Raw genomic sequence first — 21,853 nt, forward strand, 5'->3', positions numbered from 1 at the left:
GCCTCCCTCACTGGATGACCGGGGCGCTCCCGAGGGTCACCGTGAACGTCTGCTCGCGGCCTTGGCGATTGACCACGATCCTGACCTGGTCGCCTGGCTGGTGGGCAGCGAGGACCGCTTGCAGCTCGTCGCTCCGCGTGACGTCGCGGTCGTCGACGCGGACGATGACGTCACCGGGTTGCAGTCCGGCTCGCTCGGCTGGACTGTCCGGGGCCACATCGACGATGAGGACACCGCGCTGCACTGGCAACCCGTAAGCTGCGGCGAGAGCAGGGGTCATGCTGACCGAGGTGATGCCGAGATACGCGCGCGGGCGAGCCTCCAAAAGTTGCTGCACGATCTCTTTGGCCTTGTTGATGGGAATGGCGAAGCCGATCCCCTCGGCCGTCTGGATCTTGGCCGAGTTGATCCCCACGACCCGACCGGCGAGGTCGACGAGTGGCCCACCGGAGTTACCAGGGTTGATGGCCGCGTCGGTCTGGATGAGGGGACCGATAGCTGGCTCCCCGAAGCCCGGGCCGATCGTCCGGTCGAGCGCGCTGACTACGCCAGCGGTGACCGTGGGACCGCCTTCCAGCCCGAGAGCGTTACCGATCGCGACGACCCATTGCCCGACGCGCAGTTGATCGCTGTCCCCCAGCGGAGCGACGGGCAAGTTTTCCCCGTCGATCTTGACGACAGCGATATCGTTGGATGGGGAGCGGCCCAGCACGCGACCGGTGAACTGCCGACCATCGCTGAGCACGACTCGGATTTCTTGTGCGCCAGCGATCACGTGGTCGTTGGTGAGGATGTAGCCGCGCGGATCGAAGATGACTCCTGAGCCGACTCCTTCCTGAATCTGCCCGAAGCCGAAGAGGCCCGGTACGATGGCCCGGACAGACACATAGACGACAGCTGGTATCACCTGAGCGGCGACCTGCTCGATCGCGGTCGCGAAGTCTCCCGTCGGAGCTGGAGCGGGGAGGGTGACAGGGCTCGCGGAGGCCGGCGGAGAGAGCTGAGCGATCGGTGCCAGTGATGGCGTGTTGGTGGCGATGGGTGTGCGTGCGGCAAGAGTCGTCGGTGTCGCGGCGAGGCGGACGCTCAGGCATCCACTTCCGGCTACCCAGCCGGCCAAGAAGGCGATGACGATACCGGCAGCGATGGACAGACGGCGCATCCTCGACTCCCTCCCTGATCTCCGAGCCCCAGCTGCAATCCTACGACCAGGGCAGGACGTATGATAGTGGCACTGGGATGGTCGGGTGTCTGGTGTGTGGCGCACGATGAAGGGAGAGACGACCGGGCCGAGCGACCTCGAACTGGTCGCCCGGCTTCGTTCCCGTGATCGAGCGGCGCTCGAGGCACTCTATGACCGTTACGCGCGCCGTGTGTACTCCCTGGCGCTCAGCATCGTGCGCGACCAGCAGGCTGCCGAGGACATCACCCAGGAGCTGTTCATCCACTTGTGGCAGTTCCCGCATCTCTACGAGCCGGAGCGAGGAGCGTTTGCCCCTTGGCTCCTGCGATCGGCCCGGAATCGGGCCATCGATATCCTGCGCCGGCGCTCTCGCGACTACCAGGTCGGGGTTCGGTTCGACACGATGAGCGCGCTGGCACAGGACGATCCCGATGATCTGGTGCTGCGAGCGGAGGTGGCTGCTGGGCTGCAGCGCGCTCTGGCCGAACTGGACAGTGGACTCCGGGAAGTGCTCGAGCTCGCCTACTTCAGTGGGCTGACGCAACGGGAGATTGCCGAACGGCTCGGGCTCCCGCTCGGGACGGTCAAGACACGCGTGCGGACAGCACTGCGGCGTCTCGCGGAAGCGCTGGCAGGAGATCGGGAGTCATGACAGGACGATCGCTGACCGATCACGACGTGGACCTGGAAGCGTACGCGCTGGGCCTGCTGGACCCTGAGGAGGCGGTGGTGGTGGCGCAGCACCTGGAAGCGTGTGCACTGTGCCGAAATGAGTTGCACCGGATCGAGGAGACACTCGGTTGGCTGGGAACAGCCGTTCGACCAGTCGAACCGCCACCGACGCTCCGGAATCGGGTCCTCGTCGAAGCAGATCCTGGAGATCGGCGGCGCTGGCGGCTGGCGTGGGCTTGGGGTGGACTGGCTGCGGCGGCGCTCTTGTTGCTCGGGGTCCTGCTGCTGGCCGTGACGCGTCTCGAGCGCCGGCTCGATGAGTTCGCGAGCCAGCAAGAGCGGATCGCCGCTGTCCTCGCGAGGGCCGATTGGTCGACCGTCGTGCAGGGGGAAGGAGCAGGTTTCCCGCCGGAGGTCGGCCGGATCTACGTCGATCGCGGGGGACGCGATGGGCTGCTGGTGCTCGGTGGTCTCGAGCGTCCTGAAGCTGGCCGGGTGTATCAGGTCTGGCTGCTGCGCGCAGATGGGAGCCGCGTCGATGCGGGGGTCTTTCTCCCCGACCGTGCCGGGTCGGCGCTGCTCTTGATCGAGGCTCCGGACGATTGGACACGGTATCGTGGCATGGGTATCACGGTCGAGCCAGGTCCCCAGGGGAGCACGGAGCCGACTGGCCAGCGGATCGCTGGCTGCAACTGGGACTGGTCGGCGTGGGCGCGATCGTGACGGACAGCCTGGATCGCGTGAGCGTCAGCATCACCTCGTCTGGACAGGAGCCCTGAGCGACTGCACTGTGGGCAGGAGCGGACGCTCGGGCCGTCATTCAGCGAACACCCGGCGATGCGTGCCAGGGGCAAGCAGCCCCGCTGGATCCGGTGTAGCCGGTGAAGGTATTCGATGGCGGAGGAGAGAGAACGAGCCCGGGGGAATGCTGCCCCGGGCTCGCTCGTCGAGTTCCGGATCAGTGCTTGAGAATCTTGTAGTAGTCGTAGTCTCGAGTAAAGATATTCCAAGCTGGCATGAAGTCACCGTTGCGATTGCGGGGGAGATTCGTGACCCATGGCTTCATGAGTCCGTAGCTCCAGGGGTTGTAGACGTAGATTGCCGCGGCCTCCTCCAGCTGGATCAGTTGGGCCTTGTAGTACAGCTCGTAGCGCTTCTTCGGATCCTGCTCGCCGTTCGCCTGGAGCGTGAGTCGGTCGAATTCCTCGTTTGACCACTCATGGCGGCGGCCCGTCGGTGCCTTCGAATACCAGACTTGGAAGAGGGTGTTGGCGGGGTCGGGGTAGTCGACGTACCAACGGACCCACATGAGCGGGATCTCGTGCTTCCACATCCGCTCGTAGGTCTCGCGTGGCTCGCCGATGATGTGCTCGAGCTCCATACCGAGCACTTCCTTGAGCATCTGGATGATGGCAGCAGCAGCGGCCTTTGGAGCGTCACCCTCCTCGCGGTGGGTGAGGGTGAGACCCTTCGGCCAGTTCTTGCCGCCCTCGTAAGGAGTACCCTTGAGCCACTGGCGCGCCTTGTCCGGGTTGTACTCGGTGAGTTCGCGGATCTTGTCGTCCGGTTCGATGTAGTAGGGCATACCAGGCGGTGTGAAGGTGTAGGCGACCGTGGCGAGCCCCTTGAGCACCTGCTTGACGATCGTCTCGCGGTCGATAGCATGGGCCATGGCCCGGCGCACTTCTTTGAGATTGTAGGGCTCGAACTTCGGATCGGGAACGAGATACCAGGTCCCGAAGAGGTTGAACTGGTGGTACTCCTTGCTGAGCTTGGGATCGGAGCGGATCCGCTCGAGCTGGCCGAGTGGTCCGCGCCACATCCAGTCGATCTCGTTGTTCTCGTAGGCTTGCAGCACTGCTTCGCTCGGGATGATCGGGCGCTCGACCCGCTGGAGCGTGATGTTCTTGGCGTTCCAATACTTCTCGTTCTTCTCCAAGACGACGATCTTGTCGTGCTCCCAGCGGACGAGCTTGAAGGGGCCGTTGCAGACGATGTTTTCGGCCTCGGTCCACTTGTCGCCGTACTTCTCGACCGAGGGGCGATGGGCTGGCGCGGCGGCGATATAGGCGGCCAGAATGGGGAAATAACCGCGTGGCCCCTCCAGTGTGACCTGGAGCGTGTAGTCGTCGAGCGCTTTGACGCCGACGTCGTCGCGCGTCACACCGGGCTTCTGGGTATTGAACGCTTCTGCATTCTTGATGTCGTACAGGAAACCTGCATAGGGGGCGGCGGTGGCTGGATCGAGCTGACGCTTCCAGGACCACTCGTAGTCGTGGGCAGTGACCGGATCACCGTTGCTCCAGTAACTGTCCTTGCGGATGTAGAAGGTCCAGACCGACGCGTCCTGGTTGGGCTCCCAGCGCTCGGCGATATCGGGAACCACCTCGAGGTCCGGCGTGAACATGCCGAGCATGGCGAAGGTGGACTCGTCGCCCCCACAATAGAGATCACGGTTGAAATCGAAGCTCTGCGGGTCCCGCTCGAGGTTGGTACGGAAGACCTGATCCGCGGCGAGTTCCCCCTCGGCGGGCGTGGGAGCAGGGGCGGCAGTCGGGGTCGGGCCGACTGCGCGCGGTGGTGTGGGAGTCGGGACAGGCGGTGGCGTGACGGCTGCGACAGGGGTCGGCGTGGCTTCAGGACCGCGCTGGCAGGCTGCTGCGGCCAAGGCTGCGCCGGTTGTTCCGCCGACTGCGCCCACTATGCGGATGAACTCGCGCCGGTCCATACCGACGACTTGGAACCGTTTCCACAAGAGGGCGACTTGCTCAGGATCTTCCCACCAGCGGAGTTTGTCGCTCATCGTACCTCCTCCTCTTGGATCACGAGACGACTCCTCGACTCGAAACGAGTGTCCATGGTTTCCGATCGTGCACACCTCCTTTCAGTCGCGTTTGCGAGTCCGTGGATCGAGCGCGTCGCGCAGCCCGTCGCCGAGGAAGGTGAAACTGAGCATCAAAAGCGCGATCAGGATGGTCGGGAAGATCGGCATGTACCAGTACGAAGTGATGTACTGCTGCGTCTCGCCAGCCATCTTCCCCCAGCTCGGGCGCGGTTCGGGAATGCCGATCCCGATGAAGCTGAGCGCTGCTTCGGTGAAGATGGCCTGGGGAATGCCGAAGGTCAGCGTCACGATGATCGGCGAGAGGGCGTTCGGCAGAAGATGCCGCGTGATGATGCGCCAGGGAGAAGCGCCAGCTGCGCGCGCAGCGATGACGAAATCGCGCTCGCGCAGCGCCAAGAACTCGGCGCGGGTAAGACGAGCGAGCGTGACCCAGCCAGTCACACCGATCGCGATGAAGATGTTCTGCATCCCGCGTCCGAGCGCCGCCATGATCAGGATGACGAAGAGGAGCTGGGGGAAGGCGTACATCACGTCAACAAAGCGCATCAGGATCGCGTCGACGCGGCCACCGAGGTAGCCAGCCAGCGCGCCGATGGGCACACCGATCAAGAAGACGATGACCTGCGCGCCGAGTCCGACGAGCATGGAGACCTGCGCACCCCAGATGAGGCGACTGAGCATGTCGCGACCGACGAGATCGGTGCCGAGCGGGTACTTCCCGGTCCAAGTCGGAAACCGGGAGACGGCCGAAAAATCGGCTTTGTCGTATGGGTACGGAGCGAGCACAGGTGCGAAGATCGCCATGAGGGTGAAGGTGGTGACCATGATGAGCCCGAACAAGGCGAGGCGGTTGGCGAGCAAGCGACTGAGGGCATCGCGCCAGAGCGTCCGGTGAGGGCGAGCTGCCCAAATGAGGGCATCGGCCCGCTCTGCTCGACCGGTCATCCCAGCACCGGTGGTGGCCATGCGGTGAGCTCCTCTCCGCGTTTCGGCTCAAGCCAGGCGGATACGAGGATCGACGACACCGTACAAGATATCGACGACAATATTCATGATGGCGAGGAACGCTCCATAGATCAAAATCACGGCCATGATCATCGGGTAGTCGCGAGCGATCAGGCTATCGACAAAGAAGCGTCCCATCCCGGGAACGCGAAAGATCTTCTCGACGAACGGTGAGCCGGTGCCGATGGCAGCGAACATCGGGCCCAGGATGGTGATGGGTGGAATCAAGCCGTTTTTCAGCACGTGTCGCACGATGACCTGTCGATCGCTCAGTCCCTTGGCGTAGGCGGTACGGATGAAGTCCTGCCGCAGGACTTCGACCATGCTGGCCCGGGTATAACGGGCGATGATCCCGATCGGGCCGAGCGAAAGTGCGAGCGTGGGCAGGACCCAATCGATCGGTGAATCCCAGCCGCCGGTGCGCGGAATGATCGGGATGAGCAGGACGAGCAGCACAATGAGGAAGAGGGCCAAGATGAAATTGGGCACAGCCACGCCGAGCGTCGCAATGAAACTGCAGAGATAATCGACCGGGCCGTTCTGATTGATGGCTGCAATGACGCCGAGCGGGATGCCGATCAAGATGGCGAGAGCCATCGCCATGACACCGAGATGGAGCGAGACGGGAAGCGTGGTCGCCATGATCTCCCGGACCTCGCGGGTCTGGTACTGGTACGAGAACCCGAAGTCGAGCGTGAAGATGTTTCTCAGATAGTGCAGGTATTGTTGCCACAGCGGCTTGTCGAGCCCATATTTCTTGGCCAGCGCTTCTTGGGCAGCTGGTGGCAATGGGTTCGCCTGGGGGGCACTCGGCTGCATCGGGCTTCCTGGTGTCGCATGCATGATGATGAACGTGATGAGCGAAATCGCGATCAACGTCGGAATGACCATCAGAAGGCGACGAGCGATGTACTGCGCCATGCATCACTCCTCAGCTTGCCCTGTGACCCGGTCCGTGTTTGCCGAAAACGGCACAGTGAGATGCTTGCGAGAGCACAGTACCACATGCGCGAAAGCGTTGTCAATAGTTTCCCCCTTCTGTCCGAACCGGCAGCGGGTGTGGGGAGTGGGGTGGGAAGCGGCGTGGGGTGGTGGAGGGGGCTGCCGGTCGCGGCTCGTCCGGTGCGAGGGAGGAGCGGCGGGGCTGGGGGGCTGATGTGGGCACCGTGCACGGAACCGGACGAGCCGGAGGGGGCGCGCTGCCCACTCCGGCTTGCTGGGGTGCCTGGGGGATGGTCAGTGCGGGGTCGCGGCGCGCTCGCGCTTGTCCATGACGGCGGTGGAATGGCCGGCATCGAGGCGGGCGGCGGGGTCGAGGAAGACGACGGCGTGGTTGACGGCGGTGATGGCTTCGGCGACGCCGGTGGCGATCAGCTTGAACTTGCCGGGGTAGGTGGCGACGTCACCAGCGGCGAAGACGCCGGGGAGGCCGGTGCTCATGGTGCGGGGATCGACGACGATGCTGTTGCGCTCGATGGTAAGGCCCCAGGCGGTGAGGGGGCCGAGGTCGGCGGCGAAGCCGATGGCGACGATGAGGGTCTGGGCGGGGAGGGTCCGTTCCTCGCCGGTGCGGGTCTGATGGATCACCACGTGCTCGAGCCAGGTGTTGCCGCGGACCTCCTTGACTTCCCAGAAGGGGTAGTAGAGGGTGACGGGGGCCTGATGAAGCTGCTGGACGGAGCGCTCGTGGGCGCGGAACTTGGAGCGGTGGACGAGGGTGGTGGAGCGGGCGAGGGGGGCGACGGCCAGGGCCCAATCGACGGCGGAATCGCCGCCGCCGACGATGACCACGTCCTGGTCGCGGAACGACTCGAGGGAGCGGACGAGGTAGGTGACGCCGCGGCCCTCGAAGGTGCGGATGCCGGGGGCGTCGAGGCGTTTGGGCTCGAAGGAGCCGATACCGGCGCAGATGATGACGGTGCGGGTGTAATGCTCACCCTTGTCGGTGGTGAGGCGGTAGTAGCCGTGGTCGGGGAGCCAGGTGAGGGACTGGGCGGTTTCCTCCAGGCAGGGGACGGCGCCGGTGGAGAGGCCCTGTTCGACGGCGCCGCGGACGTAGTCTTTGGCCAGGACCTTGGGGAAGCCGGCGACGTCGTAGATGTACTTTTCGGGGTAGACGGCGATGAGCTGGCCGCCCAGTTCGGGGAGGGAGTCGATGATCTTGGTTTTGAGGCCGCGCATGCCGGCGTAGAAGGCGGCAAACAACCCGACCGGCCCCCCGCCGATGATCGTCGTGTCGAAGACGTCGTGCGTAGCGCTGTGAGATATGACATCCATTCTCATGATCCTTTCCGGAACGACTCAGGAGGACGGATGCCCCAAGGGGAAAAGAGCCCGGGATCATCGCCCCAAAAACGAGTGGGTGAGGCAGTGTTCGAAACCATCGCCATTTCTGCAGAAAGCTCATAACGGTTACCGTCTGGAGTCCAAAAGTAGGTAAAGAGGTTCCCGCCGATGCTGTGACGACCTGGTCCAACTTCGATCGTCATGCCGAAGGAAGCTAGGCGATCAGCCAGATACTTCATGGTCTCGATTCCGCTGACGCGGAAGGCAACATGGTCGAGTGTTTCACCAGCGTCTCCCCGAATGATGGCGAGATCGTGGTGCTGGGATGTCACATGAAGCCACGCGGCGCGCCACTGCCCATCTGGCATCAAGCGTGCATCAGGGATGTGAAAACCGAGGCTATTCTGGAGAAAGAGCGCCAAGCCTGATACATCCGTGTGCCGGAGTGTTACATGATCCAAATCGATCAAGAGAACTACCGAACGATGGGTCATGGGTGGTGCTGCAGGGTGCGGATAGGTGAATCGTTGTTCTGGATCGGGTTCTATGATGACGAACTCGAGGAGATGGCCTGAGGGGAGGCGGAGTCGCGTCGCCTTGTTCACCCCAGGCTCTGGAGAGGCAGATGGAACGAGTTCGGCTCCGTGGTCGAGGAGTCGAGAAGCGAGGGTGTCCAGTTCGCGTTCGTCGGTGACGCCAAAAGCGACATGATCGAGACCCGTGCCGCCGGTAACGAGACAAAGGTCAACAGAGCGATCGTATCCGCAGCTGAGATATGCTCTGTCGCTTTCTCGCGACAGTACCGTGAGACCCAGCACGGACGTGTGAAACTCGATGGAGTCCTGCAGATTCGGCACGCGAACGCCGACATGGGTCAACCACAGGGCCATGTGTCCTCCTTTCCAAACAGAACACCGAGTTAGTGACCCTCGAAAGCCAGATCGAACCATTCTCCGCCGCGTACCGCTGGGTTGACCTTGGCATCCAGCAGCATGGGATAGCAGGAGCGATCGGAGAGCGCCTCCCGGAGCGATTCCAGGTCGCGCTGTGTGCGGACGGTAAAGGCGTGCATACCCAGGGCGCGAGCGAGCTCGGCGATGTTCGTGTCAGGGAATTGCACGGTGGAAGTTGGCCAACCCATCGGAGCGAAGTGATGAACCTCGGCCCCATAGGCGGCATCGTTGTAAACCACGATGAGGATGGGGAGCCGATAGCGTGCGACTGTCTCGAGTTCGCTCAACGAGAGCAGCAGTCCTCCGTCACCAGTCGCTGCGATGGTGAGACGATCTGGATAGGCGATGGCTGCTCCGATCGCATTCGGCAAACCGAAGCCGATCGACTGTAATGCTTGCGTGAAAACAAAACCTTTTTCATCTGGGACACTCAGATACATCACCGGGTATGCCATGAAGTGACCAGAGTCGAGGACGAGGATACGATCCGGTGGAAGGTTCTGTTCCAGGAACAGTGAAAGCGTTCTCGGGTCGATCGTGTTCTCCGTGCTGGCATCCTCGAACGGTGTGTTAATCCAGGAGTGTTCCTGAATGAACTGGAGCGTCGACGGTGTTCGCCATTGCCCTACTGGCTTGTCGGGCAAGAGCTCGAGTAGTGCTTCTGCCGTGGCACGGGCGTCGCCGACGCAAGCGAGCGTGACCGGGTATTGGCGGTGCAGCGCGGCGGGGTCGAGGTCGATCTGCACGATCGGGCACGACTCTGGAAAGAGACGACCGTGGCGGCGGGTCCAAACGGTGAGGGAGGCGCCGAAGGCCAAAATCAGATCGGCCTGTCGGAAGAGTTCGACTGCTCCGGGAGACGAGAATCCGCCAGCGATACCGATCGACCAGGGGTTCCCAGCGAACAGTCCGTGGGCATTCGCTGTCGTGGCGAGAAGAGCTCCAATGGCTTCGGCGAGTTTCTCGAGACCTGCCCTCGCTCCCGCGAGAACTGAGCCGCGGCCTGCCAAAATGAGAGGGTGACGCGAGTCCCGAACGAGGGAGACGATCTTCTCGAGTATGCTTCGGTCAGGGATCACAGAAAAGTAGGCATTGTCCTCTGGAGCTATGACAGCTGCCGTGGACTCCGCTGCTTGGATGTCTTGTGGCATGACGAAGACGACTGGCCGACGCTCGTATCGAGCGCGGCGATAGGCACGGACAAGGTCTTGGGTTGCTGTGGAGTTCTTCCACAACCGTTCAGGGATGGCTCCACTGGCGGTGGCCAAGGCATCGATATCGATGGCGAACGTGGACGTAACGGCCCCTGTCGACACATCGGCGGTCAGGACGAGGAGCGGTGTCCGTGCTTTTGCAGCTTCGACGAGTGGTGTAATGATGTTCGTGAAACCTGGACCCATGTGAACAGTGCAGATTCCGACCTTTTGTGTCAGACGAGCCCAGGCATCGGCCATCGCTAAGGCTCCGGCCTCATGTCGCGCAGCCACGAACTTCGCACCATGGGTGACGAGACTCTCGGCCAGGAAGAAGTTGCCACTCCCTACGAGGCCAAAGATCGTATCGGAACCGAGGCCGATGAGCTGGCGCGAAAGGAGCTCGTAGACCTTAGCCACGGTGAACCCCTTTCTCTTGAACTGACCAAAACCTATATCGTGACAGCTTGGGCTGGCGTCGTCAGACCCTGTTGGAGTCGAACCTGCTCGGCGAAGATTTCCAAGACACGCTGTTTCGTCGTGTGCACGTCGGTTTCTCGGTCCGGTCGAATTTCGAGAAGAATCCTTGTCGGCCGTGCGCTGAGCACCAGCACACGCGAGGCGAGCCGGAACGCCTCATCGACGCTATGGGTGACGAAGAGAACAGTGACTCCGGTCTCCCGCCAAATGCGGAGCAGCTCATCTTGTAGGATCCGGCGATTTTCTGGGTCGAGAGCACTGAAAGGTTCATCCATGAGCAAGAGTTCGGGCTGTACCGCGAGCGCTCGTGCGATCGATGCTCGCTGCTGCATGCCACCGGAGAGACGATTCGGGAAGTAATCCTCGAAGCCAGACAGCCCGACGAGTCGCAGAAAATCCTGGGCGAGCGAACGGGAACGCGAGGAGTCGACACGACAGACGTTCTTGATGGCCAGCATCACGTTGTCGCGCACCGATTTCCATGGTAAGAGCCTCGGCTCCTGAAAGACGTACCCGATGCGATGGGTGAGGCGATTGCGCTCATGGAGCGGAGACCCGTGCACCAGGACGTCGCCACTATCAGGGGTCTCGATGCCGGCCAGAATACGCAGGAGCGTCGTTTTCCCACAACCATTGGGACCGAGCAGACACACGAACTCTCCATCATCGACTGTCAGATCGAAATTGTCCAAGACACTGACGACATATCGCTTCGTGAGCCGTCGTATGACGAGCGCTTGACTCTTGGGCGCAGCAGGGGCTCCGGTGTTCATTCTGTTCCCCCTTCCCGAGAGTGGAGACGAGCAGTGCCGATCGAGTCACGAAGATCGAGCGCAAAATGGATGTCGGTGATCTGCCGGCTACGGAGATTGCGCTTGAGAATTTTGCCCGTGGCTGTTTTCGGAAGTTGATCAGTGAACTCGATCGAGCGCGGAATCTCGAAGCCGCCCAGAAATTGGCGACAATGTCGAACAATATCGCCGGCGAGTTGTTCGGATGGTTGATAACTTGGGTTCAGCGCAATGACGGCATGAACCGTTTCCCCCCACTTGGGATGTGGCAGGCCAATGACGGCTACCTCGCGGACTGCTGGATGAGAGCGAATGACATCCTCTACTCGAGGGGTGTACACGTTCTCGCCGCCAGAAATGACAAGATCCTTCAGGCGGTCAGTGATGTAGAGATATCCGTCGGCGTCCAAATAACCAACGTCGCCGGTTCGCAACCAGCCCTCGAAGAAGACGTTGGCTGTCTCCGTCGGGCGCTGCCAGTAGCCTATCATGACCTGTGGGCCGAAGACGACGACCTCACCGACTCGATGGGGTGTGTCCTCGAGCGTGCTGTTCACGAGTATGCGCACGGCGGTGTGCGCGACTGGTTTCCCGCAGGAAAGCAAGAGTTCCGGTGAACTCGTAATGGCGCGACGGTGATCCTGGGGGGTCAGGATCGTGACACACTGGGTGGCTTCCGTCAACCCGTACGATTGAGCGAGTTCCGCTTTGAGGCGCTCCCTGGCTTCGATGATGAGCGAGCGTGGCGCTGGAGCAGCTCCGTAGTAAATCGTGCGTTGGTGGTGCGATTCTGGAAGGGTTCGGGTACCGAGTGCATCGATGCACGCCTGGATCATCGTTGGCACGAGGACAGTCCATGACACGGGGTAGTGCTGCAGCGCGTGCAGCGCTCGCTCGGGATCGTAGCGCTCATGGATGATCAGGGTAAGCCCACTGGCCAATGGGGTGAGAGCCGCGGGGACGATGGCAGCATGGAAGAGAGGGGTAACGAGGAGTGCTGACGTGCCCGGTACAGGCTGGAGTGTCGTCAGAATCTGGTGCACGTTGGTCAGCAGGTTGGAGTGCGAAAGAAGGGCTCCCCGAAGAGAGCCGGTGGTCCCGCTGGTGTAAAGCATGAGGACCGGATCGGTCGGACGCGGTGATGCCATTGCCGCCTGGATGGAGTGGATCGGCCCCTGACGCAGTTGGCTTTGAAGGGTCGGCTCGTCCAGGGAGATGAGTTGTGGGACGCAGTTGCTACGAGCCGACGAGGCGAGGGAGAGTGTCGTGGTATCGCAGAAGAGGAGAGACGGTTGTGCGTCATCGAGTACCGTCGCGATCTCGAAAGCGGAGTAACGGGTATTGATGGGAACGAGAATCGCTCCGATCCGAGCCGCAGCAAAAAGCAGCAAGAGCACCTCAGGACGATTCTGGCTGAGCACGGCGATGCGATCTCCGGGACCAACTCCTAAGGCGTGCAGGAAGTGAGTGAGGCGCAAGACGCCCAACTGGGCGTCTTGCGCCGTCCAGACAGCCTGGTGCCACTGGAGGAAGGGCCGCGCGGGATCGCTTTCGGCCGCATGATCGACTATCGAGGAGAGGAGAGTCGGGTTCATCCAGGCCTCCCCGAAATCACTCTGTCCAGAAGAGCTTGCGTGCTTTCTCTGGATCGAGCCATATGTCAGACTGCAGAAGCACGCCTGATTCACGATTGAAGCGCCACTGTGCGAGCAGTGTTTCCTGAAGATCCTTGCCGAGTCCAGCGAGAGGAGTCGTTCGCGACAACGCGACCTTCACGATATCGGGCGGTAACTGGGTTACCGTGGCGAAAGCCTGGATGACCTTTTCGTCTTGCTTCTTCCACATGTCAGCGACGGTCTGCTGCGCTTCGATGATGTCCTTGGCGAGTTTCGGGTACTTCTCCAGAAGATCGGGCCGGGCAAGGTAGACGACATGAACTTGCGGATTCGGCGATCCGGATACCTGCTTCCACAGCTCTTGTTGGGTGACGAGGATCTTGGCGACTCCACTCTCGGTGAGCCGTGAAGTCGTGGGCTCCCAGATGAGCACGGCATCGACATTCTTGTTGATGATCAGATTGGCGACGTCGGGCGGTGCAGAAGCCTGAACGAATTGTGTGTCGGTAAAGAGATCCATATTGTACAGTTTACGGACCATTGCATTGATGTCTTGCGTTGTCGTGCCGCCGGGGACACCCGCGACCTTTCGCCCACGGAGGTCTGGAACACTGCTGATGTCGTTGAGGTCGGCGCGCACGAGAATGGCACCGAGCGTTCCGACTGCAGCGCTGAAGATCTTGAACTCGACACCTTTTTCGTGCATTTGGGCTGCGATGATGGCGGACATGTCGATGATCTCCGCTTGGCCAGCAGCATAGGCGTTGGCCAGTGCACTGATCTGGTCGATGCGTGACCACTCGATATTCCAGCCGCGTTCCTTGAGAAGTTTGAGTTCGTCGATCGCTTCGCAGCCTGCCCAGCCGAGTCGGAGGTAGGCGAAGCGGAGGGTCGGTGGCGGAGCGGGTGTCGGAGTGGGCGCGACCGTCGGTGTCGCGGTGGGAGCGGGCGCTGGCGTCGGAGTGGCCATCGGCATCGGTGTCGGCGAGGGGGCAGGCGCTGCTGCTTGGGGCGTGGGTGTGGGGTTGCCACCGCCACCACAAGCAGCGAGAAGGTATGACGACACTGTGCCCAGAAGAGCCGTGCGGACGAATGTACGGCGATTCATCTCGGGTCTCCTCCTCTCAGTCTGAGGTAACTTTCCAGCTCGATCGACAGTGCGCGGAAGCCTTCTTCACTTCGGTATGCATTACAAAGCCGTCATGTACGCACCTCCTCCTCGAACCAGGCATGATTCATCGCCATCGGGTCAGCCACCGCAAAAGGGGAGAGAAGATGATGTTGTCGACGAGGAGCATCATGGTGATGAGGATGAGCGCCCAGGCGAATACCGCATCGGTACGGAGCGTGTCGCGAGCGAAGTTCATCATGTATCCGACTCCGGTGGAAACGCCGAAGATCTCTGCCACGACTGAAACGCGCAAGCCGAGTGCAAAGGCAACGCGCATACCAGCGAAGAGATACGGAATCACCGATGGAAAAGTGATGTGCACGAACCGATCGAGTGCCGTGAAGCGGTAAACGGACGCCATTTCCAACAGCCGACGATCGAGGCTATCGATGGCCTCGAAGACGTTACTCATGAGGACGGGGATAGTGATCATGAGCGTCGTGAAAATGGGAGCACGGTCGGTGAGCCCGAACCAGATCAGTGCGAGGACGATCCAGACGAAGACCGATGTTGCGTTGAGAATGGACGAAAGGTCGCGAAGAACGAGTCGAAGGACCGGGCTGGAGCTGGCTACGAGCCCGAGCAGAAGAGCGAGAACAGTGCCCAAGAGGAATCCTGCGGTGACGCGGTACAGGGTAGCACCGACGTGTGTCCAGACAGTGCCATCGACGAAAAGCGTGACAAGCTGGCGAAAGACCGAGACAGGGCTCGGTAGGACGTAGGGACTGGTTCGACTCGCCACGACTAGCCATAAAACAACAAACAGAAGAAGAACCAGGATAGTCGGTGCAAAGCGCCGCAGGAGGCCGAACCCCGTAAGACTGGACTCTGCTTGCTTCCCGACGAGACGGCGAGTGGATGACCCGATCACCATCGATCCCTCCTATGGGCGTTGGGCGGTTCGGCTTTGCTTCCGTTCCATCCACAAGGCACGAGCACGGGCGACGTCGTCCGAACTGAGGCACTGTTCGAGACGCCAAAGAGAGTCGTGATACGCCGCGCTGAACGATTGATCGAAAGCGTTCGCCATCAGTTGTTTCCCATGGATGGCTGCGGTGAACGGTACAGCGCGGAGCTTTTGAAGGAGCTTTTCGAGTTCATCCTCGAAGGATCGAGCGGGGATGATCCAGTCGATGAGGCCGATCTGGTGCGCGAGGTCGAGCGGAATAGGATCCCCCGTATAGATGTACCGACGTGCGAGCCCCAGCCCGATCAATCGCGGGAGGCGGTAGGGTGCCATGCCGGGGAAGAGTCCTTCGTTGATCGCCGGGAGTGCGAGCACCGTGTCGTCACTGGCGATACGCAAATCACAGGCGATGGCAAGTTGGACTCCTCCTCCCAAGCAATATCCGTGGATCGCCGCGACAACGAGTTTGTTCATCGTTTCGATAAGTCGGAAAGCTTCTTCCTGAACAGGATAAAATTCGGGCGGCATTCCTTCGGCTGCCATCATGTCGAGATCCAAACCAGAGCAGAAGCTCCGTCCTGCTCCGCGGATGATGACGAGACGGAGACGAGCATCGTTGGCCACCGCAAGCAGCGTGTCCCGGAGCGCACTGACGAGTTCGAGATTGAGAGCGTTGAGCTTTTCTGGACGATTGAGCGTGACGATCGCTGTGTCGTCCAAAGTCTGGAGCGTGACCAGCAGATCACTCATCGGTCTCCTCCTCAGGCTGACTACACTCGGGAGGCAAGGGTTTCCAGCAAAGCGGCATAGGCGAGGCGGTTCGCCTGGGGTGTGCTCGCACTTTCACTCGAGAGCAGGAAATGCTTCAAGGTGGCCAGAGCGCCAGCATCGATCTTGGCGAGATCATCAGCTAGTTCTCGGGCGCGCTGGAAGAGTTCGTGGTCGGGTACCACTTCGGTAACCAGAGCGAGCCGACAAGCCTCCGCTGCGCTCACTTCCTGCCCAGTCAGAGCGAGCCGGAGAAAGGCGTGCCACGGTAACTTGCGGGAGTAATAGGATGCGACGATGACCGGCGGCACTCCTGCGCGCAGCTCCGGGAAGGAGAACGTTGCGGTCTCGGCAGCGAGGACCAGATCACAGCGTCCGGCGAGGCTGCAGCCGGCACCCCTTGCGTGCCCTTGAACTGCTGCGATCGTCACACCCGGAAACCCCATCAAAAGTTCATTGGCGCGCATCACGAGGTAGTACCCCTTCATCCAGGTCTCAGGGGCTGCGCTGTACGATTGGGGCGGTCGACCGATCGAGAAATGATCCCCCTCTGCGTTCAGGAGGAGGACTGTGCTGCTCACGCGCGAAAGGGCGTCGCACAATTCCCCGAGCAACTCATTGGAAAGAGCATTATGGGTGTCGGGATCTGCAAGCGTGAGCACGGTGACATTATTCTCTTGCTGAATTCGGATCTTCTGATAGGGAAAATGATTATTCATGGGTTACTTCCTCTCTCCTTCACGAGCACCTCACGACGTGAGGGGGGTGTATTGCGGCTTCGGCGTGTCCGGATCGCACCATCGATGATGACGGCTGCAATCCCCGGGATGTCGCCGCGGCGGAGAGCCCCCGCAGCATCAGTGGCGACCGATCCCCATGGAGCATCGATCACGACGAGGTCAGCCGGCCAGCCCGCCGCGATCTTGCCGGTCGGGAGCCGAAACGCATCGGCATTGTTTCCGGTCGCCCATGACCACACGATCTCTGGCGGGGTGCTCGACAGCGAGGAAAGTTCCGCGATCGACTTCACCATTCCCAGAGGCATGACTCCCGTGCCTGTCGGTGTATCGGTGGCGACGAGGACGCGGTGCAGGTTGCCTGTCTGGTGAGCGAGTTCGACGATGCGCAAGGCCGAGCGCAGATTGCCGGCTTGCACAAGCTGGAGAGCCATATCTGTCTGCGTGACGAGTAGCTCGATATCCTCGTCGGGCAACGAGGTCGGACCGCCATTGATGTGGCCGAGTACGTGTGGCTGAAGAACGACGAGGTGTTCGGCCAGAATGGGCTGCGACCCCGGGATGCTTGCGCCGCCGCAGTGGGACATGACGACGAGCCCGGCAGCTTTCGCCCAGCGGACTTGTGGTTCTCCCTCGCGTGGATCGTCGTATGCACCGAAGCCGAACTTCGCGTAGCGGACGCCGGCCGCAGCGACGTAGTGCAGGTCCTCTTCGGTCAGGAACGGCTCGAGGATGATGCTTCCGGCAAAGACCTTCATGCCGTTCGGCCGAAAATGCTTGAAGCAGTGGTGCGCAGCGATAGCCAGTCCCATGACAGCGTGTCGATCATGGGGTCGACCCGGCGCGTGAACCTCAGAGGCAGAGACGACTGCGGTGACGCCTCCATGAACGTAACTGTCCAGAAAGTCCACGCACTTTTGCCTTGGCGTGTAATCACCGAGAACCACGTGGCAATGCGAATCGATGAGCCCCGGCGCGACAGTCATGCCGTTGACGTCCACGACTGTCGAGGCCTGTTCGACTTCCGCGGCGAGATCGGAGAACTTTCCGATCTGGGTGATCGTCCCGTCTTCGACGATCACGGTGTCGCAGTCCGGGAGGAGGGGGTTGTTGATATCTCCAGTAAAAAGGCAACCGATGTTTATCAGTGCGAGCCGCATGGAGTGTTCTCCTTACTTCTCTGTAGTCCGCTGGAGCGCTTCCGCCTTTGACAGCCCGCCGAGGCGATGGAACAACCGACCACGATTAGCGACGGCGACAGCCACGACGATCTCATCGGGAAGCGGCGCATCGGGAATACGGACTTCGACCGTGTCGTAGTGACTGCGCACCCAGAGTTCGTCCTTGAAGGCCAATGGGATGTCGATGCTGGTTCCTGGGGCGCCAAGCTTCGTATTGGAGGGTATCCACGCCTTCCCTCCGCCGATGGCAGTGCGAAATGCGTTCCCAAAGGTGCTCGTGATACAGGCGACGGCGTGCTCCTGCTCACCGGCCAAGCCAACGATCGCTGCTTTGCCATAGCTTTCGACAGGTTGGCCGAGTGCTTCGGCCGCTAAACGACCGAGCAATGTGCCGAGTTCCTCAGAAGGCGTCACCAGGAGGGAAAGGTCATGCGCCAGTGGTTGCCCCGCGTAAGGGTTCTTGATCACAGCACAGCAGACGACTTTCCTCAAATATCCATCAGGATCACGTTCCCCGAGTACTGTATGGGTTTCGTCAACCAAGGTATAAAGTTTCCGAATGGGTAAGTGATTGGCGCTCACTCTTCTCTCCTTTCTCCTGCTTCACCGCGCCCGATGACTCGCCAAAGTTGCTCTGGTGTATGTGGCATATTGAGATGAGTGATCCCGAAGCAACGAAGCGCATCGTGGACGGCGTTGGTGATCGCAACCGGTCCGACGATGGCTCCTCCCTCGCCGATACCCTTGACTCCGAGAGGGTTAGAGAGAGAAGGGAATTCGATGAGGTGGGTCTCGAAGGTTGGGAGATGAGTCGACCGCGGAAGAGCGTAGTCCAATAAAGAGGGGTTCATCAGAATACCATCGCGAGAATATCGTGCGTGCTCGAACAAGGCTTGGCCGATACCTTGGGCGATGCCGCCGTGCAGTTGTCCTTCGACGATCATCGGGTTGATGGCACGACCACAGTCATCGACGCCGACATAGGACAGAACATCGAGCTGCCCGGTATGTCGATCGATCGCGACCACTGCCACATGGACACCGGTCGCAAAGGTGTAATTGGGCGGATCGTACGTCGCAGTGACTTGTAGTCCGGGTTGGAGTCCTGCGCGGAAGGGGACGAGAGAGAAATAGGCAGCGTGGCAGACCTCCTGGAAGCTGACTGACCGATCCTCTAGACCGCGGACGTAAAAGTAGCCGCGATCGTAGACCACATCCGAGCTGTTCGCTTCGAGCATTTCGGCCGCGAGCTTGATGGCATGTTGCAGGAGCTGCTGACAGGCAAGATAGACGGCCGAGCCACCGACCGTCATCGAGCGTGTCCCGAACGTTCCGAAGCCGAAGGGCGCAGTTGCTGTATCACCGAACTCGACGCGGATCGATGAAAGCGGGATTCCGAGGACGGAAGCAGCGATTTGCGCAAACGTCGTCTCATGCCCTTGCCCATGTCCAGCTGTACCGACACGCACCACAATCGACCCCGTAGGGTCAGCTGTGACCGTCGCGCTCTCCCACAGCGGTGGAGAGCCTTCTAGGGCGGCTGCCGTGGAAGGCGTGGCACCGCCTAATTCGACGTATGCAGCGATTCCGATGCCGATCAGCCGCTCTTCTGAATCGCCGTTCCGTTGGCGGAGTCGGTGCTCACGGTAAGAACTCAGCTCGAGCGCAGTGTCGAGAATCTGACGAAAGTTGCCTGAGTCGTAGCTGAGCCCGGTGATAGTACGAGTGGGTTTCTCGGGAGAAAGCTCGAGGAAGTTACGTCTCCGAATTTCTGCAGGGTCGATATTCAGTTTGCTCGCGAGGATATCGATGAGCCGTTCGATGAAGTAGATGGCTTCTGGGCGGCCCGCACCACGATACGGTCCTGTGGGAACGGTATTGGTGAAGACGCCGTGGGCCGTGACATCGAAGGCGGGAATGTCGTAGGCACCGGGGAGAAGGGGCAAGGTGCGAGCGAGAACCACGCCAGAGGTGTTTGGATACAGGTATGCACCGATATTGAGCCAGACCGTACCGCGCAGGCCGAGTAGCCTGCCGTCGGCATCCGCGGCGAGTTCGAGATCCGCGAGTTGGTCGCGCCCGTGGGTCGTGGAGAGGAAATGCTCGCTGCGACTCTCGGTCCACCGGACAGGGCGCTGGAGGAGCATGCTCGCGAGACAAACGAGCACTTCGTCCGGATAGATCGGTTCCTTGCAACCGAACGCACCGCCGACATCCGGCATGATGACGCGTATGAGGTTCTCGGGATAGTCGAGGATCTGGGAAAGAAACCATCGTGTGTGATGCGGGCGCTGTGTGGAAAACCAGACTGTCAGTTGACGGGTTTCCCGATCATAGGACGCAAGCACGCTACGCGGTTCGAGCGGATGCGGCACGACTCGATTGTTGTGCATTCGCTGACGGACGACCACAGCGGCCTTGCCGAAGGCGTCGTCGACTGGGCCGTTCCGGAGGGTCGCCGAGAAGGCGATGTTCGTCTCCAAGTCGGGATGCACGAGCGGTGCATCCGAGCCGATCGCCGCATCGATTTGTCCAACCGCTGGGAGTGGCTCGTACTCGACCTGGATGAGTTCCAAGGCGTCCTGCGCGACGGCTTCGGTCGTGGCAACGACGCAGGCGATAGGTTCACCTTGATACCGGACGACCTGATCAGCGAGAAGCGGGATGACCGGTAAGGCGTGATGACTCGTTGGTGGTTTGCGGATGAGGGGGATGGGCCGGAGATGACCGGGAAGAGCTGCGGCGGTGAGGACGGCAACAACACCGGGTACACGGGCCGCCTGCTCCGTGAGGATGCGCGTAATGCGCGCTGCAGGATAGGGGCTACGGAGAAAAAGAGCCTGAAGCGGAGCAGTCCCGGGAATCTGCACGTCTCTCGTATAACAGGCCTGGCCTGTAAGAAAGCGAAAATCCTCGACACGTTTGACCGACTGGCCGATCATGAGATCTCCTCCACGAGATGTGCCACTCGCACAGTCCCCGCAACGCCTCTCCCACCGTCACTGTTGATGATGGTTCCGGTCACGACGCGACTGAGACGATGCGAGGCAAGATAGACAAAAGCAGCTGTATGGTCATCTGGTGTCGCTGCAACCTGCAAAGGAACACTCCGCTGGATTCGCTGTGCCCGATCCCCCGTCGCATCGTCGACGCGTTTGTCTTGCTCGCGCAGCGAGGCCAGTCCTCGAAGATTCGTCCCGATCGTGCCACCTGGGGCAACACCATTGACGCGGACCCGTGGTGCCAGCTCGTAGGCGAGGTGGGTGACGAGTCCCCTGGTCGCGAACTTGGACGCTCCATACAAGACACCGCCGCCCTCAGGATAGAATGAAGCAGTCGACAGTGTCAGAACGATGCTGCTGGGTTGACGAAGAAGATATGGTAGACTCGCCCTTACCGCAAGGATATAGGAAAGAACATTGATCCGGAAAAGCTCCTCAAAGGCACTCGATAACGTTTCCGTGTCGTAGTCGAGAATGGTGCGATAATAATCGAATGCTCCGACCGTGCAAACGAGCGTATCGAGTTTGCCGAAACGGTCTACTGCGAGGGTGGCTGCCCGGTCCAGATCGTGATGATCGGTCGCATCGCCGGCGTAGGTCGCCAGAGCGCGAGCAAAGGACTGACTACTGGCCACCAGTTCGCGTAGTTTCTCCTCGCTCCGGCCGAAGGCGACTACGTGTGCCCCACACCGAAGAAAGGCGTCGACAACAGCACGGCCGATCCCTGATGTCGCGCCAACGATGAGTGCGACCTGGCCGTCGAGTGCCTTGAGGAAACAGTTCGGATCGGTCGGGACAGTCACGCTGGCCCCCAGGGGTTTTCGAGCATCCGCGAAAACGTGTCGACTGGTTGCCAACTGATCGCTTCGAGTTCCAGAGGATCCAGGCGAATGGTGTACCCGAGTTTGGGTGAGTGGATCTCGAGGCGCTCGCCGTTGCGTGTTCGCACCTTACGGACGTGCGCTTCTGCGAACTCGTTCTTGATAACGATCGTCTCGCTCGCTACTTCGACACCGTGAGTGATGCGGTCATGTGAGTCATGGATCTCGTGGCTCATCTGAGC

The 21,853-nt window shown here is 61.0% G+C and carries 20 protein-coding genes; 2 read left to right on the plus strand and 18 right to left on the minus strand.

Going from position 1 to position 21,853, the window contains the following annotated elements:
* Positions 1-7: 7 nt before the first annotated feature.
* Positions 8-1,162: a S1C family serine protease gene (locus TRD_RS10635; RefSeq protein WP_012643198.1), complete on the minus strand. Its 1,155-nt coding sequence runs from the start codon at positions 1,160-1,162 to the stop codon at positions 8-10.
* A gap of 85 nt (positions 1,163-1,247) precedes the next feature.
* On the opposite strand from TRD_RS10635, the gene TRD_RS10640 reads away from it, so the two are divergent.
* A complete protein-coding gene (locus TRD_RS10640) occupies positions 1,248-1,835 on the plus strand; it encodes a sigma-70 family RNA polymerase sigma factor (RefSeq protein WP_226980755.1) in 588 nt (195 codons plus the stop codon).
* The gene (locus TRD_RS13870; protein WP_012642979.1) at positions 1,832-2,578 is read left to right on the plus strand and encodes an anti-sigma factor; all 747 of its coding nucleotides are present in this window, start codon (positions 1,832-1,834) and stop codon (positions 2,576-2,578) included. The genes TRD_RS10640 and TRD_RS13870 overlap by 4 nt, the downstream gene beginning before the upstream one ends.
* A 235-nt stretch (positions 2,579-2,813) precedes the next feature.
* On the opposite strand, the gene TRD_RS10650 is transcribed toward TRD_RS13870, so the two are convergent.
* The 17 genes from TRD_RS10650 to TRD_RS10730 all read right to left on the minus strand — a co-directional run bounded on the left by TRD_RS10650 (position 2,814) and on the right by TRD_RS10730 (position 21,847).
* Positions 2,814-4,658, minus strand: coding sequence for a peptide ABC transporter substrate-binding protein (locus TRD_RS10650; RefSeq protein ID WP_012642485.1), 1,845 nt, complete (start codon positions 4,656-4,658; stop codon positions 2,814-2,816).
* A gap of 81 nt (positions 4,659-4,739) precedes the next feature.
* Positions 4,740-5,666, minus strand: a complete 927-nt coding sequence (locus TRD_RS10655; RefSeq protein ID WP_012642576.1) for an ABC transporter permease — start codon at positions 5,664-5,666, stop codon at positions 4,740-4,742.
* A gap of 27 nt (positions 5,667-5,693) precedes the next feature.
* Complete coding sequence (locus TRD_RS10660) at positions 5,694-6,626, minus strand: ABC transporter permease (RefSeq protein ID WP_012642675.1); 933 nt, start codon at positions 6,624-6,626, stop codon at positions 5,694-5,696.
* A 315-nt stretch (positions 6,627-6,941) separates the two neighbouring features.
* The gene (locus TRD_RS10665) at positions 6,942-7,982 is read right to left on the minus strand and encodes an NAD(P)/FAD-dependent oxidoreductase (protein ID WP_012642964.1); all 1,041 of its coding nucleotides are present in this window, start codon (positions 7,980-7,982) and stop codon (positions 6,942-6,944) included.
* A 2-nt stretch (positions 7,983-7,984) separates the two neighbouring features.
* Positions 7,985-8,881 (minus strand): VOC family protein, encoded by an 897-nt coding sequence (locus TRD_RS10670; protein WP_012642628.1) that lies wholly within the window; start codon positions 8,879-8,881, stop codon positions 7,985-7,987.
* 29 nt (positions 8,882-8,910) lie between these two features.
* Positions 8,911-10,557 carry a thiamine pyrophosphate-binding protein gene (locus TRD_RS10675; RefSeq protein WP_012642774.1) on the minus strand — a complete coding sequence of 549 codons (1,647 nt, stop codon included), beginning with the start codon at positions 10,555-10,557 and terminating at the stop codon, positions 8,911-8,913.
* Between the two features lie 32 nt (positions 10,558-10,589).
* Positions 10,590-11,390 (minus strand): ABC transporter ATP-binding protein, encoded by an 801-nt coding sequence (locus tag TRD_RS10680; protein ID WP_012642476.1) that lies wholly within the window; start codon positions 11,388-11,390, stop codon positions 10,590-10,592.
* On the minus strand, positions 11,387-13,003 hold the full coding sequence (locus TRD_RS10685; RefSeq protein WP_012642559.1) for a class I adenylate-forming enzyme family protein: 1,617 nt from the start codon (positions 13,001-13,003) through the stop codon (positions 11,387-11,389). The genes TRD_RS10680 and TRD_RS10685 overlap by 4 nt, the downstream gene beginning before the upstream one ends.
* A 16-nt stretch (positions 13,004-13,019) precedes the next feature.
* On the minus strand, positions 13,020-14,132 hold the full coding sequence (locus TRD_RS10690) for an ABC transporter substrate-binding protein (RefSeq protein ID WP_012643114.1): 1,113 nt from the start codon (positions 14,130-14,132) through the stop codon (positions 13,020-13,022).
* A gap of 127 nt (positions 14,133-14,259) precedes the next feature.
* A complete protein-coding gene (locus TRD_RS10695) occupies positions 14,260-15,069 on the minus strand; it encodes an ABC transporter permease (RefSeq protein ID WP_012643287.1) in 810 nt (269 codons plus the stop codon).
* Positions 15,070-15,078: 9 nt separating this feature from the next.
* Positions 15,079-15,852, minus strand: coding sequence for an enoyl-CoA hydratase/isomerase family protein (locus TRD_RS10700; protein ID WP_012642716.1), 774 nt, complete (start codon positions 15,850-15,852; stop codon positions 15,079-15,081).
* A 20-nt stretch (positions 15,853-15,872) separates the two neighbouring features.
* Entirely contained in the window at positions 15,873-16,589 is a 717-nt protein-coding gene (locus TRD_RS13875; protein WP_012642811.1) for an enoyl-CoA hydratase/isomerase family protein, read from the minus strand.
* Positions 16,586-17,767, minus strand: coding sequence for an amidohydrolase family protein (locus TRD_RS10710; RefSeq protein ID WP_012642923.1), 1,182 nt, complete (start codon positions 17,765-17,767; stop codon positions 16,586-16,588). Before TRD_RS10710 ends, TRD_RS13875 begins: the two co-directional genes overlap by 4 nt.
* A 12-nt stretch (positions 17,768-17,779) precedes the next feature.
* Positions 17,780-18,370, minus strand: coding sequence for an amino acid synthesis family protein (locus TRD_RS10715; RefSeq protein WP_012643036.1), 591 nt, complete (start codon positions 18,368-18,370; stop codon positions 17,780-17,782).
* The gene (locus tag TRD_RS10720; RefSeq protein ID WP_012643235.1) at positions 18,367-20,730 is read right to left on the minus strand and encodes a xanthine dehydrogenase family protein molybdopterin-binding subunit; all 2,364 of its coding nucleotides are present in this window, start codon (positions 20,728-20,730) and stop codon (positions 18,367-18,369) included. The genes TRD_RS10715 and TRD_RS10720 overlap by 4 nt, the downstream gene beginning before the upstream one ends.
* Positions 20,727-21,593 carry an SDR family NAD(P)-dependent oxidoreductase gene (locus TRD_RS10725; RefSeq protein ID WP_012642441.1) on the minus strand — a complete coding sequence of 289 codons (867 nt, stop codon included), beginning with the start codon at positions 21,591-21,593 and terminating at the stop codon, positions 20,727-20,729. The genes TRD_RS10720 and TRD_RS10725 overlap by 4 nt, the downstream gene beginning before the upstream one ends.
* On the minus strand, positions 21,590-21,847 hold the full coding sequence (locus tag TRD_RS10730; protein ID WP_012643116.1) for a hypothetical protein: 258 nt from the start codon (positions 21,845-21,847) through the stop codon (positions 21,590-21,592). Before TRD_RS10730 ends, TRD_RS10725 begins: the two co-directional genes overlap by 4 nt.
* Positions 21,848-21,853: the final 6 nt, after the last annotated feature.

This window comes from Thermomicrobium roseum DSM 5159, from assembly GCF_000021685.1.
Taxonomy (GTDB): Bacteria; Chloroflexota; Chloroflexia; order Thermomicrobiales; family Thermomicrobiaceae; genus Thermomicrobium; species Thermomicrobium roseum.